This is a genomic window from Chryseobacterium sp. AC417, assembly GCF_979258215.1.
Window position 1 is genome coordinate 879,247 of sequence record NZ_OZ409845.1, and the last position, 16,415, is coordinate 895,661.

Sequence of the window (16,415 nt, forward strand, 5' to 3'; positions counted from 1 at the left end):
ATTAATGTACATTGGTTTTCACAAGGAGAATTCTGAGGAAACCAATGTGAAGATTATTTTCTTTAATATTCTTAATTTCAGCTATCTTGTGAATCAATGTATTGCGACATTTCTTTACATGTTTATGGGGGTTTACAATAGTGCGGTTTATTCTTTAGTATTAATGCCTGTCCCGTTACTGGTATATTATCTTAATCATAAAAGAAAATATTTGCTCTCCAAAGTATTTATTTTCATCTATTATAATGTGATTATTTTTGTGACATCCTGTTATTTTTCCCACCCTTATCTTTCCTATTACTACATTCCTGTGATTATTGGTTCTGCGATTGTTTTTAATACCAAAGAGCTCAAATATTTATTACTCATCAATTTATTATCTTTTTCATTGTTAATGATCGAAAACACTTCTTTAAACCAATATCTGCCTCGTTTTTATCAGGACGAAAATCACAGAAAAACCACCATTATTGTTTTAACTGTTCATATCAATTTTATTGTGGGGCTTCTTTTTATGTATGCATATTACATGCATCTTAAAATGAAAAGATTGATAAAACTTAATAAAACTTTGAAAGACGCAAAAATTAAGTTGAAAAACCAATCTGCCGATTACTTCCTTTTTACTGAAGCTTCCAGCCATTTTTTGAAATCTCCCATTCATGTTTTCAACACTTTTATTGGGAAAATAGAACAAGGAATTCATGAAAATAAATCTTACGACGAATTGAAACCCTATTTCTCTGTAATTAAAAAAAATATTGAAGAGGAAGAAAAATTTATCAATAATATGTTCGATTATAATAAAATAATACTCACCATACCACAAAAAAACAGGCATAATGTGACGCAAATTATAACTAAAAGTTTAGAAAATTTCAAAAAAAATAAATTAGATTTTGAGTATACTGTTGACAACCAGGAAATTAATCTGAAAATAGATGCAACATTACTAAGCAAAATTGTCATTATTGTTGCAGAAAACGCTTATTATTATAACAAAAACAGGGTTAAGTCATTAAAAATAAATTATATTATCTACAAAGATAATTTGACGATTAGCTTCACCGATAACGGCATCGGAATTAATGAGACGTATCGTGAAAATATTTTCAAACCTTATATAAGAATTAATAGCATAGAAAACATACAAGGAACCGGGATAGGATTATTAAAGGCCAAAAAAGCGGCAGAATTGATGGATGCACAAATTGTTTTGGCACAAAGCAGCGATTCCGGAACCACTTTTCAATTAATCATTAACACAAATAATAAAAAAGATGAAAATTAAGATTGCCTTTGTAGAAGACAATAACCTCTTTTATCAATCATTAAAATTACTGCTTCTTGAAAGCGAAGAATTTGATATTGTAGGAATGTTTTCTAATGCAGAATCTTTGATCAGAGATTTCCCCTATATTCTTCCGGAAATTGTTTTGATGGATCTCAATCTTCCCGGAATGTCTGGTGTAGAAGCAGTTTCTGTTATAAAAAGAGATTATCCCGAAACCAAATTGATTATTTTAACCGTTTTGGAAGATGACGAAAATGTCTTCAACTCACTAAAAGCAGGAGCAGATGGATATTTGCTGAAAAAAGATTCTTTAGAAAAAATAACCGAAAAAATTCTGCTGATTCAAGATGGAGGAGCACCGATAACGTCTTCTATCGCAAAAAAAATAATTGCTTATTTCAAGACTGAGGATGACAGAAATAGCACTTCGGAAATCAATACCCTTAATCCTCGCGAATTGGAAGTTTTAAATCATATCTCAAACGGACTTTTAAATAAGGAAATTGCAGGCAAATTATTTTTATCGATTGATGCCATTAAAAAAATTGCACAAAGCATTTATGAAAAATTGCAGGTAAGAAACCGGGGTGAAGCAATAAAAAAGTATCTGGATCACAAAAAGTAAAATTTTCTGTGAATTACTTTTTAGTCAGCATTTTCTATGATCTGAATACTCATGAAGGATAAGAGCTAAAAAAAACCGTGAAATTTAATTCCACGGTTTTTTAAATATCATTTAGAAAAAATTATTTCTTTTTCTTTTTTGCAGGAGCTGCAGTTTTTATTTTAGATGCGCCTGTATCAGCTGGAGTATTCTCGTCTCTTACCAATTTCAATTCATCTACAATTCTTCTTGCACCTGCGTATTTATCGATTGTCCAAAGAACAAAACGAATATCTACACTGATGGTTTTCTGCCATTTATCTTCAAAAACAATGTCACCACTTAATGCTTCGCTGTTTCCGTCGAATGCGATACCGATTAGGTTTCCGTCTCCATCAATTACCGGAGAACCAGAGTTACCTCCTGTAATATCATTGTTTGAAAGGAAGTTTACCGGAAGGTAACCTGCTTTATCAGCATATTGACCGTAATCTTTAGCATTCTGAAGAGCAATTACTCTTTGTGGAAGATCAAACTCTTCGTCACCTGCTTTGTATTTACCTACCAAACCTTCCATGGTTGTGTAGTAGTTTTCTGTTACACCAAAATAGTTTCTGTCTGTTCTGATTGGCAAAGTATCAATCTGTCCGTATGTTAATCTCATCGTAGAGTTTGCATCCGGGTAGAATTTTTTCTCAGGCATTGCTTTCATCAAACCAGCTAAGAAAAGACGGTTGTTTTTTGCAAAATTATCATCAATTAAAACAAATCTGTCATTAGATGCTTTCTGATCTGCAGCAATTCCTCTGGCAATTTTCAAAAGAGGGTCTGCATCAAGTTTCAAACGATCCGGATTCAAAACAAAATTGGTTACGGATGTTTTGTTTGCAAATACTGAAGAAAATGCAATATTCGACAATGTGTTTGCATCCAAAGCCATAATGGTAGGAGAAGCTACATCTTCTTTTACTCTGGTTTTATAAAGATTGACCAAAGAATTAAGCATTTCACCTTCCAGATCAGTATTGATGTTGTCGTAAGCATCTTTGATAGCGGCTTCCACTTTTGGTTTCATCGCTAATCTCCCTGCCATATCTTGTTTTGCATATGCATCTAATGTAGGTGCCATCTGAAAAGCAAGAGCAATATATTTCGCATTTCTGGTTAAAAGAGATGCGTAGTTTCTTTCTACGTTTCTGTCTGAAACCTGCTTGTAATAGGTAGCAATTTGGTCTACAACACCGTCATACATTTCATTACCTGGCTGTGCAGCCCACTGTATGAAAGTCTTTTCGAGGTTTTGTTTTTCGGAAATTGTTCCGTTTTTTTCAACGGCATCTATTGTTCCTTGTCTGTTTTTCCAGTAGTTTGCTACAGAAGCGTATTGTGAAGCATAACCTAATTGGGTTGCTTTATCTTTATCCATATACTTCTTCATGACATCCATCGCCATTTTAGAAGTTTCTACCCAAGCCGGATAGTCTTTAGAAACCATTTGATTGATTCCGTAAGAAGTAAGGTAACGGTTTGTTCTTCCAGGGTAACCCAAAATCATTGAGAAATCACCAGGCTTAATTCCTTTAAGAGAAACCGGTAAAAAGTGTTTAGGTTTCAAAGGAACATTGGTTGGCTTAAATTCTGAAGGATTACCAGCTGCATCAGCATACACTCTGAAAACCGTAAAGTCTCCTGTGTGTCTTGGCCACTCCCAGTTATCTGTATCTCCACCGTACTTTCCGATTGAAGATGGTGGTGCACCTACCAGTCTGATGTCTTTATAATCCTGATAAACGAAGTAATAAAATTCATTTCCGTTAAAGAAATCTCTCACTACAACGGTATATTTTCCGTTTTCAGAATTTTCTGTCTGAATTGCTTTTGTTTCAGCATCAATTACAGCTTTTCTGTCGGCTGCGCTCATGCTGTTGTTTAATTTAGAATTGATTCTTTGCGTAGCATCATCCATTCTCACCAAAAATCTTACGTAAAGATCTTTAGAGTTGAATTCATCTTTTTCTTTCATCGCCCAGAAACCGTCTTTCAGGTAATCCTTTGATGGAGTAGATGCGGCAGCAACGGCACCGTAACCACAGTGGTGATTGGTGAAAATCAAACCTTTGTCTGATACAATTTCTCCTGTACAAAACCCTCCAAAGCTTACAATTGCATCTTTCAGACTAGAATTGTTTACAGAATAAATCTCTTCAGGAGTAAGGTGAAGACCTTCTTTTTGCATATCGACACCATTAAGTCTTTTGATAAGCATCAACAGCCACATTCCTTCATCTGCTCTCATTTGAGCAAAACCTAAAAGAAAAGTGAATAATAAAAATATTCTTTTCATTTTTTAAAATAATTTTTGTGGGGCTAATTTACTAAATTTTCCTTTAATCTATCCTTAAATGGTATGGAAATGGGTGAGAGAGTGTTATGAAAAACATTTTATCATTTCTTTCTGCTTTTTTCATTTTAAGTTTGGTTTTAAATTGTTCTGCTGCAAAGTTGAGTAATCCTCACTATCAGAGGGAATGGATGTTGGTTTCTTTCGATCAGTTTATCAAACAAGATTTGACAGAGAAGAAGGCCGGAATTAATTTAACCGGAGAAAAAAAAGGTAATCTTGTGAAAGGAACCGCAACAATGGGATGCAACAGAATTTTTTTCTCTTCAGAATTTAAAAATAATAGAAAACTGAAAATTTCAAATCTTGCAAGTACAGAAATGGCTTGTCAAAATATGAATCTTGAAGATGCTTTTTTGAAGAAATTTGGAAATATGACAAAATATACAATTGAAGGTCATCGAATGACGCTTTCTGATGATAAAGGAAATGAAATGAAGTTCATCGCCGCAGATTGGGATTAAAAAAAGAAGTCTACACTGATGTAGACTTCCATAAAAAAGTGGTTATTGATTTAGTTTTTCGGAATCGTTTTTTTTATTTCTTCTAAAGTTGCCGTGTTGTGCAAACCCTGAACTATAATTGAATGATTAGGCGAAATACTTGCCTTGCGATTATTTTGTCTGTTAGGAATCGAAGCTAAAACTTCTTCAAAACTGGCAGTATTTGGCAGTAGTTTTCCCTGATTATTGCTTTGGCTTTGAATTTTTTCAGTTTTCGCTTTTACTTCGAGACCTTGTTCAGAAGCTAAAGTTGTATTCTGATCTTTTTTTAAAGAATAAACTTTGTTTTGTTCATGCATCTTTTGTTCAAATGCTTTTGCTTCTTTCAAAACCAGTTCCTGATCCTGAAGTTCTGTTGATTTTCTTTCCTGTGCATAAAATGTTACGCTTAAAAGCAAAAATGGGATGATGTATAATGATTTCATGATGGTTTTTATTTAATGTTAACTAATACTTTTATTTTTCCGATTGAGTTTTGGTTATAATCCTGAAGCGCTTTTCCGATAACCTGGCCTATTTTTACTTTTTTAGGATTGGCTTTCATGGCAACGCCCGGTTTTGATGAAGTAACCAGAAGGTCGCCCCGTTTGATTTTTCCTCCTTCCAAACAAACTTTTGTCGGGATAACTCCAATAACCCCCATTGGAACTTTGCCGGATAAATCTGCATCTACGTTTTCTTCGGTTAATAAAACTCCAGGTTTTGTAGCGTAAACTCCGGCAACTAAGGTGGAGTAGGGTTTTGATGATTTTTCTACGGCTCTGTCGCTTGTTGTTGAAATAACAAGGATGTCTCCCATTTCGTATTCAGAAATGTTTCCTTCCACGTCAAAAACTTCAGCTAAGTCAGCTCCGCTGTTTTGAGTTCCCCCATTGAAGAACCCTGTTCCTGCTTTATTGACTCTCGCAACATTGGCTCCCGCACTTTGAAAAACCGCGATGTTCCCGGAAGCTCCCGTGTGATTAACAAAAACGCCAGTTCCAGTTCCTGCATTGGTTACAGAAAGTACAGATTGAGAATTTGCGGTATTGAAATTTCTGAAATAACCTGCTCTTCCTGTACCAAAGTTGGGAATCCATCCATAGATTGCACTTCCTGTTCCGTCAACAGTTGATTCTATACCATCTCCTGCGTTTTTGGCATTGGCTGTAATTCCGTTTCCGTTTCCGTTGGCAAGAGCGATTAATGCGGGTCCGTTTCCAGTTGTATTGCTTGCGTAGAATAAACCTCCGAAACCTCCTGTTCCGGCAGATTCACCATAAACCCCAGCCGTTCCGAAATTTGAAAATATAGAATTTACTTTTCCTTTCACGGCAGGTGAAGTTCCGTTATTATTATCTACAAAAAAATCTCCTGCGATACCATTTCCTAAAGTTGTGGCACTAAGCGCTGTTGAAGTATTTGCGGTATTAAAATTTTTAAATTCTGCTGCTTTACCTGTACTGAATGTAGGAACCCAGCCGTAAATTGCACGTCCGTTTCCGTCTACATTGGCTTCAATGGCGTCGCCGTCTTTACCTGCATTGGCTACGATTGCATCCCCATTTCCATCGGTGATAGCTACTAAAGCTCTGCCGTTTCCACTGACGTTTGAAGAATAAAACAATCCTCCAAAACCGCCCGTTCCGGAAGAAACCCCAAAAATACCGGCAGCTCCGAAATTCCCGAATATGGTTTTCGTTTCTCCTCTCACTGCGGCACTTACACTATTGGTATTATTAGACAGAAATGAAGCAACATTACCTTGTGCGCTATCCGGTATATTTCCTGTACTGTTAGATTCTACTTCAAAAGTGTTTCTGTCATTTGCGGTATTAAAATTTTGAAATCTACCTGCTCTTCCTGTACTTCCGCTTACACCCACTCTACCGTAAACACCTATTCCTGTTCCGGTCGTATTATTAGCAAGAAAACCATGAACACCGTAGCCACCGCCATCATTTCTTCCCACTACAGCTCCTGCAATATCACTGGTGTTTCTGCCAACCACTGCTTCACCCGCTCCATTATTATCTGCTATAACTCCGGCAGAACTCTGTGCAGTTGTAATTCCATGAATGGCGAAGCCGGTTCCTGTGTTACTCATTACACCAGCTCCTGAACCCGTAGTTGAAACATTAATTACATTCCCGCTTCCTAGAGTACTTGCCGTAAGTACAGGACTTGCATTTGCATTATTTGAAATTGAAATATTAGCTGCAGTTCCTGTATTGCTCGTAGCATTGAGTCCTGTTCCTGAAGTACTATTTGCATAAACTCCATACCCGGCTCCTGATGAATTTCCATAGACGCCAATTCCTGTGGGAGTTGCACCGTATACTCCCCAGCCGCTTCCTGCCTGTGATCCCCAAACTCCGATTCCTAAACCTCCTGTCCCATTATTGATCCCTCGAACGGCAGATGAAAACCCTCCGGGTGTTGCATTGGTGACAGTTCCTCTTACGGGAGCAATGCTTGAGGAAGTAGAATTGCTTACGCCATCTATTGATGTTCCGTCGCCGTCGTTCGTTATAGAGAAGAGATTGGCAGCATTATTTGCAGTTGCTGCGAAAGGTATTGCGAAACTTCCTCCTGAACTTCCTGAAGTTTTTGCATACATGGCATAGGGAACACTTAATAATTGACTTGTTCCAGCAATTGTATAACTCGTTCCGCCTGTAGGATCTGTTTCTGTTTTTAAATAATAATTTCCTGAAGACCAGTTGATACCGGCAAAAGTACCTGAGAGTACCGTTCCTGTTCCGATTTCCAAACTGATAAGACCGTTGACGTTAGTTGTTCCGGTTAATCTTTCAGAATACACAACAGTTCCCGCTGGCGAACCCTGCAAAACGCTTACTTTTACTCCAATGTTCTGATTGGTTAATAACTGACCTGATGTGTTTCTCATCACAGCCTGATAACTCATTTTTTCCGGAGCTTGTGCTGATACCAAATGACAGCCTAATAAAATTCCGACTGTTAGTAAAATTCTTTTCATGATGATTATTTTTTAATGATTTTAAAAGTTTTAATATTTTTTCCGTTCTGATTGATTCTGATGATGTACATCGCAGAAGGAACTGCAGAGAAATTAAATTCCGATTTTGACTCTCTTATTTTGTCCTCTTTTACAAGTTTTCCGGAAGAATCGAATAATTGATATTCAGAATTTCGGTAGTCATTTGTAGTAAAATCCAGGAAGATGAAATCTTTGAAAGGATTTGGATACAATAAAATTTCTTTTTTGTCTGATCCGGCTGTTTCTGTGGTAGAAAGCGTGGTGATTTCGTAGGATTGCTGCACACCTTCCATCATTTGATGATTGGTTCCTTTGCTGGTATAATCAATTTGCCCGACGCTGTACGAAGCAGACCCGTTACTTCCTGATGCATTTGATCCGGTGGCAAGAACTGCTTTTTGTGCATTTACCTGAAATGCTGTGCAGAGAATCAAAAAGAAGCTGTAAATAAAAGTGCTTTTCATGTTAACATAAATTTTCTGGTTAATAATGTTTTTGCGGTTAAGATCTGTTAGTGAGATTTTTACGGTGTAAAGGTAGGGGGAGACGAAGCGTGTAAACCAGAGGTAAAGAACTGGAATTTAAAAGGTGATTTCCCTGTTTTTTGCAGACTTGGTTTGGATTTATTAATTTAAAATACTATCTTGTAATCTTATAAATTATAAAGAATTTCATGTTAGAAAAGAAACAACATAATTACGAAAGGGCAGTTTTGGTAGGCGTTGTCACCCAAAATCAGGATGCAGATAAGTTACAGGAATATATGGATGAGCTCGAGTTTTTGGCTTTAACGGCAGGTGCTACGATAGACAGACGTTTTACGCAGAATTTAACGCAACCCGATTCTAAAACTTTCGTCGGAAGCGGAAAAGCACAGGAAATAAAAGAATATGTAAAAGAAAATGAGATCGGAACCATTATTTTTGATGATGAATTGTCGCCGTCTCAGCTAAAAAACCTTGAAAAAGAAATTGAAGTAAAAATCTTAGACAGAACCAATCTTATTCTTGATATTTTTGCCCAAAGAGCGCAGACCTCTTATGCAAGAACTCAGGTAGAATTGGCGCAGTACCAATATTTGCTCCCAAGATTAAGCAAAATGTGGTCTCACTTAGATAAGCAAAAAGGGGGAATCGGGATGCGTGGTCCGGGTGAAACGGAGATTGAAACCGATAGAAGGATCATCCGTGACAGAATCTCATTGCTAAAAGATAAACTCAAAATCATTGACAAACAAATGGCAACTCAGCGTAATAACCGCGGAAAAGTGGTGCGTGCCGCTTTGGTAGGGTATACCAACGTAGGGAAGTCGACGTTGATGAATGCGATATCTAAATCTGATGTTTTTGCAGAAAATAAACTTTTTGCAACGCTTGATACGACCGTTAGAAAAGTAGTAATCGGAAATTTACCTTTCCTGTTGACGGATACCGTAGGTTTTATCAGAAAATTGCCTACTCAGTTAGTAGAATCTTTTAAATCTACTTTGGATGAGGTGCGTGAAGCCGACTTGCTGATTCACGTTGTAGATATTTCTCACGAAAGTTTCGAAGATCACATAGAATCGGTAAATCAGATTTTAATGGAAATCAATGCGCATCAAAAACCGATGATCATGATTTTTAACAAAATTGATGATTTCAGTTACGAGAAAAAAGACGAAGACGATCTTACGCCGGGTTCCAATAAAAATGTTTCTCTTGAAGAATGGAAAAAAACATGGATGGCAAAATCTAAGCATCCTGCGGTTTTCATCTCTGCATTGACGAAAGAGAATTTCCCTGAAATGAAAAGACTGTTGTATGATGAGGTGATGAAAATTCATATTTCAAGATTCCCGTATAATGATTTTCTTTTTGAATATTTTGATAACGATGAAGATGAAGGGTCTGAAAAAGAAGATTAATGAATTATAAAATCATATTTTTTCTCCTTCTGCTTCCGTTTTTTGGGTTGAGCCAAAAAACAAAACTTGACCTGAAAAGTATTGAAAAAAATCTTAACAACCCGAGTTCTGTCTACAATTACGAAAAGCTTATTTTTAAATTTAAAGGTCTTCCAAAATCTCTCGACAGTGTAGAAGCTCAACATTTGTACTACGGGAGAAATTTTGGGAAAAATAAAATTTCCCAGTCAGATGAAGAGTTTAAAAGCTTAGCCGACGCGTTTAAAAATAATAATTTTGCAGAATGCATCAGGCTCGGAAAGATGCTGTATGCAAAAGATCCTACCAATCTCGATATCATTCTTATTTTGCTTAGAGCTTATGACCAGACGAAAGATGTGAGCAATTTCACGCATCATATTTCACAGCTCAGACTTCTTACGGATGCTATCAAAAATTCCGGTGACGGAAAGTCAGAGAAAACAGCATACAAATTAAACAGCGTGGGAGACGAATACATCTTTCTCAATGTGATGAATATCGGTAAAGATTATACCAGAAGATCAAAAACTCTGAAAGATGGCGTAATCGACGTTTGGGAAAAAGGAGAGAACAAAATTTACATCAAAATATTTTATTTAGACTTAATTTTTTAAAGACATTTCATTGGAATTATATTATTCATTTTCTGCACTTATCGTTTTAGCATCCATTTTTGCATATATCAACTACAGATTTTTAAAGCTTCCGAGCACGATCGGAATTATGGTTATTGCCATCGTGGTATCTGTAATTTTGGTTTTATTTGGTGAAAGCTTTCTTCCAAGAACATTCGGTCATTTGAATGATTTGATGAATAGTATCGACTTCACAGAAGTTCTGATGGGAGCAATGTTAAATTTCCTTCTTTTCGCAGGTGGAATTCACATTAATATTAATGATTTGAAGGAGCAGTTTCGTCCGGTGCTTATATTTTCAACGGCAGGAGTGATTATCTCGACCTTTATTGTGGGTTTCGGGATGTTTTATCTGTTGCCTTTAGTGAGTTTACAAATACCTTTTATTTATTGTTTAGTGTTCGGAGCATTAATTTCGCCGACCGATCCTGTAGCAGTTTTAAGTGTTTTAAAGCAAGCTAATATTTCGAAATCACTGGAAACGAAAATTGCAGGCGAATCATTGTTTAACGACGGTATGGCAGTTGTGGTTTTTACGGTTGTTTTACAGCTTGCAATAGGTAAGGAAGTAGATTTGGGTGTAGAAAATATTGCTATTCTTTTAATGAAAGAAGCCGGTGGGGGATTGCTTCTGGGAATTGTGTTAGGATGGGTGACTTCCAGATTGATGCGTGAAGTGGATGATTATATTATTTCGGTTCTGGTAACGCTTGCGGTGGTAATGGGAGGCTATCTTATTGCAAGACAGATGCACGTTTCAGGTCCTTTAACGATGGTTGCTGCGGGATTATTCATGGGTAATTTTAATGTGAAATTTAAAATGAAATCTGTCACTCAGGATTATTTAATTAAATTCTGGGAACTGATTGATGAAATTCTGAACGCCGTTTTATTCCTGTTCATCGGGTTTGAACTGCTGATGATTAAGGATTTAAACTATTATGTTATTCCGGGAATTTTAGCAATTGTTGTGGTTCTTTGTGCAAGATTTATTTCGATTTGGGGACCTACAAAATTTATGTCTTTCAGAACAAGGTTTAGTCCCCAAACTATAAAAGTTTTGTTTTGGGGTGGAATTCGGGGCGGCGTTTCCATTGCTTTAGCGATGTCTATTCCGAAAAATGAATACAGCAATGCCATTTTAAGTATTACTTATTGTGTTGTTGTCTTCTCTATTATCGTTCAGGGACTTACGATTGCAAAAGTAGCCAATCCGAAACAGATTGAAAAAGAAGAAAAGGAGTTGGAAAGTATTGCTTTAGAAGAAGTTCTTTAATTGTTTGTAAGTCAATGAATAATATTCTTAAAGAAATCAAAGAAGCATTAGCTGTCTTATCCGTTCCGGAAAAGGCCGCTTTTTTTCCTAAATTTTTCAAAACAGGAAAAGGAGAATATGGGGAAGGAGATTTGTTTTTGGGAGTAAAAGTTCCGGATCAAAGATTGGTTGCGAAAGAGTTTTATTCAAAAATTAATCTCACAGAACTGAGCGAATTGCTTTCTTCTCCTTACCATGAGCATCGCTTAACGGCTTTATTAATGCTTATTTCTAAATTTGAAAAAACAAAAGATCAGACTGCAAAAGATGAAGTCGTAGAATTTTATCTGAATCATCTTCAATACATCAACAATTGGGATTTGGTTGACACGAGTTGTTACAAAATTTTGGGCAGGCATGCATTTGAAAATCAGAAAGAAAACCTTTTGCGGATGCTTTCCGTTTCTGACCAGATGTGGCACAAAAGAATGGCAGTTGTAGGAACCATGTATTATATTAAAAAAGGGTCATTTGATTTGACTAAAGAATTTGTAACTCAGAATTTACATCATCCACACGATTTAATGCACAAAGCAAACGGCTGGCTTTTGAGAGAGATGGGAAATAAAAATGAAACTGAATTGATCAATTATCTCAATCAACATTACAAAGATATGCCAAGAACCTGCCTGAGATACGCGATTGAAAAATTGGATGAAGAGGTGAGACAGGATTATCTAAAAGGCAGAATTTAAAATACTAATTCGATCTAAATTAAGTAAGTTTGCTCTTTAAAACTAAATCATGAAAATTTTCTCCAAGTGTTTATTGTTTTTGCTTCCATTGTTATTGCTCACGAGCTGTTTTGATATTTTAGATAAAGTCAATGTAAAAGCTGACGGAAGCGGAGAATATTCTCTTATCTTAAACGCAAGTAAAAGCAAAACCAGACTGGCTTCCATATCAAAAATGGAGACAATCAACGGTAAAAAAGTTCCGAAAAAATCTGAAATTGAAGCTAAGATCAATGAAGCTGCAAGAATTTTTAAAAGTGTTCCGGGAATTTCCAATGTAAAAACCTCGATGGATTTTGACAATTATGTGATTAAACTGAGCTGCAACTTCAAAAAAATTGAAAACGTAAATGCCGGATTAGAACAGTTGAAAGCTAAAAATATTTTAGGAAAAATGATTCCTACTCAGATTTATATGCACCATCCTGCTAAAAAATCTTTTACAAGAAATAAAATCAATACATTCAAAAGTGATTACGACAAACTGAGTACAGCCGACAAAGAAATTTTTAACAATGCGAAATATACTTCTGTCCTGCAGTTTGAAAACATGATTAAATTTCAGTCTAATTCTTCTTATCAGCTTGCACCAAACAAAAAAGCAATAAAATTAGAAGGGAATATTTTAGACTTTATCCTTCAGAAAAAACAAATCCAGAATACTATTCTATTTCAATAATCCTCACACTTAATATGAAATCTCTACTTTTAAAAATGCCAATTCTAGCTATTCTGCTTTTTGGTTTTATCTTCGTTGATGCTCAAAACAGCATGAAAATTCCTCAGAATGCTGTATTCTACATGGAAATCAACGGTAAACAACTGAACAAAAAAATCAATTGGGAAAAATTTAATCCGTTTTTGCAGGAAATTACCAAAGAAAAAGACAAGCAACCGTCATGTGAATGACTACTCCAAAACAGGAATAAAATACGATGCCACACAATATCATTATGCTACTCTGAATGATTCTGTTCAGGCATATAACGCTCATTTTATTATAGATAACAAAGAAAAATTCCAGCAATTTATCAATTCAACCAAGAAAAAAGGACAGGAAGTTTCTAAGAAAAACAACTATTCATACATTGATATTGATGATGACACATTCGTTGCTTGGAATGAGAACAGAGCTTTTCTTTCGATGATTAATTATAACAAGCCATCCAGTAATATCTGGACAGATGATAATGTTACAGACAGCGTGGTAACAGTTATCGATAGCGCAGTTGCTGTCGTAGACAGTGCGGCGGTTTATGAGGAAGAACCTTTTGATTATAAAGAGGAGATTAAATATTTAAAAGAAGAAATTCAATATTTAAAGGAAAACATCAAATCAAGTAATGCCGATATTCTTAAATATCAGAAAGACATTAAATATCTGGAGAAGCATCACCAATATCCGAAGGAAAAGAAAACATCAGGTGACGGATCAGAAGATTCTACCTATTCAGAAAAAGATGTTGAAGCAACACCTCCCCCGGTTTCTCAGGATGATTATGAAGGAACGGAGATGTATGAAGAAGAAGATGCTGCATATCAGAAAAAAATGGATTCTCTGGACATTGAGAAATTCAAAATCGTGAAAAGAATCGCCGAAAATAATTTTGATCAGTATTTCAGTTCGAATTTTGTGCTTGAAGCTCCCAAAGAGATGTTAGGTTTCAGAGACACCAATTCTGATGTCTTTGCTTATACCGATTACGGGAAAATAATGAATGAAGGCGTTTACGGAAAGATGTTCAGTCTTGTAGGTTACACAAAGTTTATTCAGAAAATGTACAATTCAAACTCATCTTACAATCTGTATTTTGATAAAGATAAAGTAAGATTGGTTAATAACTATCAACATAAAAATAATGAGATTCAGAAGAGTATTTCTGATGTTTACAAGGGTAAGAAAAACAAAAAACTTACGGCTTTAATCAGTGATAAAAGTGTAGGTTACTACGCAATGAACGTTAATGGCTACAAGGTTTTTGACATGATGTACGGTTTCTTTCAGGATGCCGGTGAAACAGAATACCAGAAAGAACTGCAGCTGATGATGGAAACCATGAAGATTGTCTTAGATGAAGAAGCTATCTCCAAAATTGCACCCGGAAACGGAATTTTTGTTTTGAATGAGCTGAAATCTAAAAAAGTAGAATATACAGATTATGATTATGACGAAGATTACAATGAGAAAGAAGTGAAAAAGACAAAAGATGTGATGGTTCCGGATTTTACTTTTGCGTTCGCAACAGATAACGAAGGATATTGGAAACGTATTTTTGATGTATTGACAACCAATAAAGATTTCGCCAAAAATTTTACGAAAAACGGAGAAGTTTATGCATTTAAAGAAAGTAAAAGCAATGGATATCTTGACCAGCTATTTTTCACGGTAAAAGACGGAATCGTTTATCTTACAACTTCTACAGAGAATTTGTCAGCAAAAAATCAATCTGATATTTCTAAACAATGGATGAAAGATTCTGCTAAATATCCTTTATCAGGAAGATTAAATATTCAAAAATTATTATTGGGCATGGAGCAGGAATTTAAAACAGTTTCTGAAAGAAAAACATTGGATCTGTTGAGAAAAAATGTGGGTGAAGTGTATTTTAAAACGGAAGTGAGAGGTGAAAGCATCCAAACTGAGATGGATTACAATATTAAAAATTCTTCCGACAACAGCCTGATGTATTTCTTTGATCTTTTTGATGAGATTTTCAAGAATATGGAAGCTGATAAAAAGCCACAAACTCTGTAAATGAAGAAAAAACAGATCATTCTTACCATTATTTTTTTGTTTGCTGCTGCGGTTTACATCTTGCTTTTTCATAAAGATAAAGACTTGAAATATGTTCCTGATAATGCAGATATTTTGGTTTTGGTGGATGTGAAAAATGTTAAAAGAGAGTATATTTCAAGTTACTCTGGCTCATCCTTCTGAATGGTTTGATGGAGATCAGAAAAAGGGAAATAAAATTTCGTTTCGTGATTCAGGATTGAAAATTCCGGATTTTCTTCAGATTTTCCACCTGAAAAATACCAAAATTTCAGAATGGTATACCATATTTGAAGTCAGTGACGAAACTGCATTTTCAGAATTTATAAAGCGGTATAAATTGATAAGTGACGGAAAAGGCGGATTTAAAAATAATCAATTCTTCATCAAAATCGAGGGTGAAAAATGTTTTGTAGGAACGTCTGATGTTAATTTAAAAAACATCGGGAAACCATTGTCGGAAAATTTCAGAAACAAAATTTTAAATGCAAACTCTTTTATTGATGATGGTTTGGGAAGTATATCATTCATTTCAGAATTAAGAACTCAGAATTTTTCAATTCATTTAAATGATAATGAAATTGAAATAAGCAACACTTCGCAATCAGAGAATTTTGAATCTTTGTTTACAGATTTACAAAGTAAGACCAATTTTTTAGAAGCTGAATTGGATGCTGAAAACATCAAAAATGTAAGCCATTTTTTTAATGAAAAGTTTAATGATTCTGCGAATGTCAATTCCCTGAAAATGACTGCTGATCTTGAGGAAGTAAATGATACCATAATCAGCTACGGTTATGATGATGATTTTAACGAAATTGAAAAGGTGAGCTATCAGAAAATTATTCAGCCCAATTATGAAATTTTGCTTCAAAGCTCAAATCCTGAAAAGACGTGGGGCTTTTTCCAAAATAAAAAATGGATGAATGCTCAAAATCAGTTTACTGCAATCCCTTTTCAACCCAATCTTGCTTCTAAAAACAGCAGGGAAATTGTCATAAAATCAGCGAGAAAGAATAACATAACAAATAATCTACGGAAGAAAAACTATATTTTCCTGAAAAACAGTCCGTTACTTTCTTCGTCTTTAAAAACTTTAATGAGTTTGGATAAAAGGTTTCTGAAAGATTTTGAATCTATTTTTTATACCAATCAATCCAACAATTATTACTTAAAGATAAAATTTGCCAAACAAAAATTACCTTTAATTTTGAGATAATAAGTTAAA

General features: G+C 35.2%; 16 protein-coding genes. 12 read left to right on the forward strand and 4 right to left on the reverse strand.

The window, feature by feature from the left end:
• Window positions 1–4 precede the first annotated feature (4 nt).
• Together ACZZ9T_RS04295 and ACZZ9T_RS04300 are read left to right on the forward strand one after the other, a co-directional pair.
• Window positions 5–1,291: a sensor histidine kinase gene (locus ACZZ9T_RS04295; protein ID WP_463441062.1), complete on the forward strand. Its 1,287-nt coding sequence runs from the start codon at window positions 5–7 to the stop codon at window positions 1,289–1,291.
• Window positions 1,281–1,919 carry a response regulator gene (locus ACZZ9T_RS04300; RefSeq protein ID WP_463441063.1) on the forward strand — a complete coding sequence of 213 codons (639 nt, stop codon included), beginning with the start codon at window positions 1,281–1,283 and terminating at the stop codon, window positions 1,917–1,919. The genes ACZZ9T_RS04295 and ACZZ9T_RS04300 overlap by 11 nt, the downstream gene beginning before the upstream one ends.
• A 121-nt stretch (window positions 1,920–2,040) precedes the next feature.
• Here ACZZ9T_RS04300 and ACZZ9T_RS04305 read toward each other — a convergent pair whose 3' ends face one another.
• On the reverse strand, window positions 2,041–4,242 hold the full coding sequence (locus ACZZ9T_RS04305) for a S46 family peptidase (protein WP_463441064.1): 2,202 nt from the start codon (window positions 4,240–4,242) through the stop codon (window positions 2,041–2,043).
• 86 nt (window positions 4,243–4,328) lie between these two features.
• Here ACZZ9T_RS04305 and ACZZ9T_RS04310 point away from each other — a divergent pair, with 86 nt between their 5' ends.
• Window positions 4,329–4,763: an META domain-containing protein gene (locus ACZZ9T_RS04310; RefSeq protein ID WP_463441065.1), complete on the forward strand. Its 435-nt coding sequence runs from the start codon at window positions 4,329–4,331 to the stop codon at window positions 4,761–4,763.
• A gap of 50 nt (window positions 4,764–4,813) precedes the next feature.
• Here the strand turns inward: ACZZ9T_RS04310 and ACZZ9T_RS04315 are convergent, their stop codons facing one another.
• From ACZZ9T_RS04315 to ACZZ9T_RS04325, 3 genes are read right to left on the reverse strand one after another with little or no spacing between them, the layout of a single operon-like run.
• On the reverse strand, window positions 4,814–5,227 hold the full coding sequence (locus ACZZ9T_RS04315; protein WP_463441066.1) for a hypothetical protein: 414 nt from the start codon (window positions 5,225–5,227) through the stop codon (window positions 4,814–4,816).
• Window positions 5,228–5,235: 8 nt separating this feature from the next.
• Window positions 5,236–7,782 carry a beta strand repeat-containing protein gene (locus tag ACZZ9T_RS04320; RefSeq protein WP_463441067.1) on the reverse strand — a complete coding sequence of 849 codons (2,547 nt, stop codon included), beginning with the start codon at window positions 7,780–7,782 and terminating at the stop codon, window positions 5,236–5,238.
• Window positions 7,783–7,787: 5 nt separating this feature from the next.
• Window positions 7,788–8,267, reverse strand: a complete 480-nt coding sequence (locus ACZZ9T_RS04325; RefSeq protein WP_463441068.1) for a T9SS type A sorting domain-containing protein — start codon at window positions 8,265–8,267, stop codon at window positions 7,788–7,790.
• 209 nt (window positions 8,268–8,476) lie between these two features.
• Between ACZZ9T_RS04325 and hflX the strand changes: the two genes are divergently transcribed.
• From hflX to ACZZ9T_RS04370, 9 genes are read left to right on the forward strand one after another with little or no spacing between them, the layout of a single operon-like run.
• A complete protein-coding gene (hflX, locus tag ACZZ9T_RS04330) occupies window positions 8,477–9,709 on the forward strand; it encodes a GTPase HflX (RefSeq protein ID WP_463430159.1) in 1,233 nt (410 codons plus the stop codon).
• Entirely contained in the window at window positions 9,709–10,344 is a 636-nt protein-coding gene (locus tag ACZZ9T_RS04335) for a DUF4919 domain-containing protein (RefSeq protein ID WP_463441069.1), read from the forward strand. Before hflX ends, ACZZ9T_RS04335 begins: the two co-directional genes overlap by 1 nt.
• Before the next feature lie 10 nt (window positions 10,345–10,354).
• Window positions 10,355–11,641, forward strand: a complete 1,287-nt coding sequence (locus tag ACZZ9T_RS04340; protein ID WP_463441070.1) for a cation:proton antiporter — start codon at window positions 10,355–10,357, stop codon at window positions 11,639–11,641.
• A 14-nt stretch (window positions 11,642–11,655) separates the two neighbouring features.
• A complete protein-coding gene (locus ACZZ9T_RS04345; protein WP_463441071.1) occupies window positions 11,656–12,375 on the forward strand; it encodes a DNA alkylation repair protein in 720 nt (239 codons plus the stop codon).
• 49 nt (window positions 12,376–12,424) lie between these two features.
• Window positions 12,425–13,093: a hypothetical protein gene (locus ACZZ9T_RS04350; protein WP_463441072.1), complete on the forward strand. Its 669-nt coding sequence runs from the start codon at window positions 12,425–12,427 to the stop codon at window positions 13,091–13,093.
• A gap of 35 nt (window positions 13,094–13,128) precedes the next feature.
• Window positions 13,129–13,323: a hypothetical protein gene (locus ACZZ9T_RS04355; RefSeq protein WP_463441073.1), complete on the forward strand. Its 195-nt coding sequence runs from the start codon at window positions 13,129–13,131 to the stop codon at window positions 13,321–13,323.
• Complete coding sequence (locus tag ACZZ9T_RS04360) at window positions 13,316–15,169, forward strand: hypothetical protein (protein WP_463441074.1); 1,854 nt, start codon at window positions 13,316–13,318, stop codon at window positions 15,167–15,169. Before ACZZ9T_RS04355 ends, ACZZ9T_RS04360 begins: the two co-directional genes overlap by 8 nt.
• The gene (locus tag ACZZ9T_RS04365; protein ID WP_463441075.1) at window positions 15,170–15,352 is read left to right on the forward strand and encodes a hypothetical protein; all 183 of its coding nucleotides are present in this window, start codon (window positions 15,170–15,172) and stop codon (window positions 15,350–15,352) included.
• Complete coding sequence (locus tag ACZZ9T_RS04370) at window positions 15,306–16,406, forward strand: hypothetical protein (protein WP_463441076.1); 1,101 nt, start codon at window positions 15,306–15,308, stop codon at window positions 16,404–16,406. The genes ACZZ9T_RS04365 and ACZZ9T_RS04370 overlap by 47 nt, the downstream gene beginning before the upstream one ends.
• Window positions 16,407–16,415: the final 9 nt, after the last annotated feature.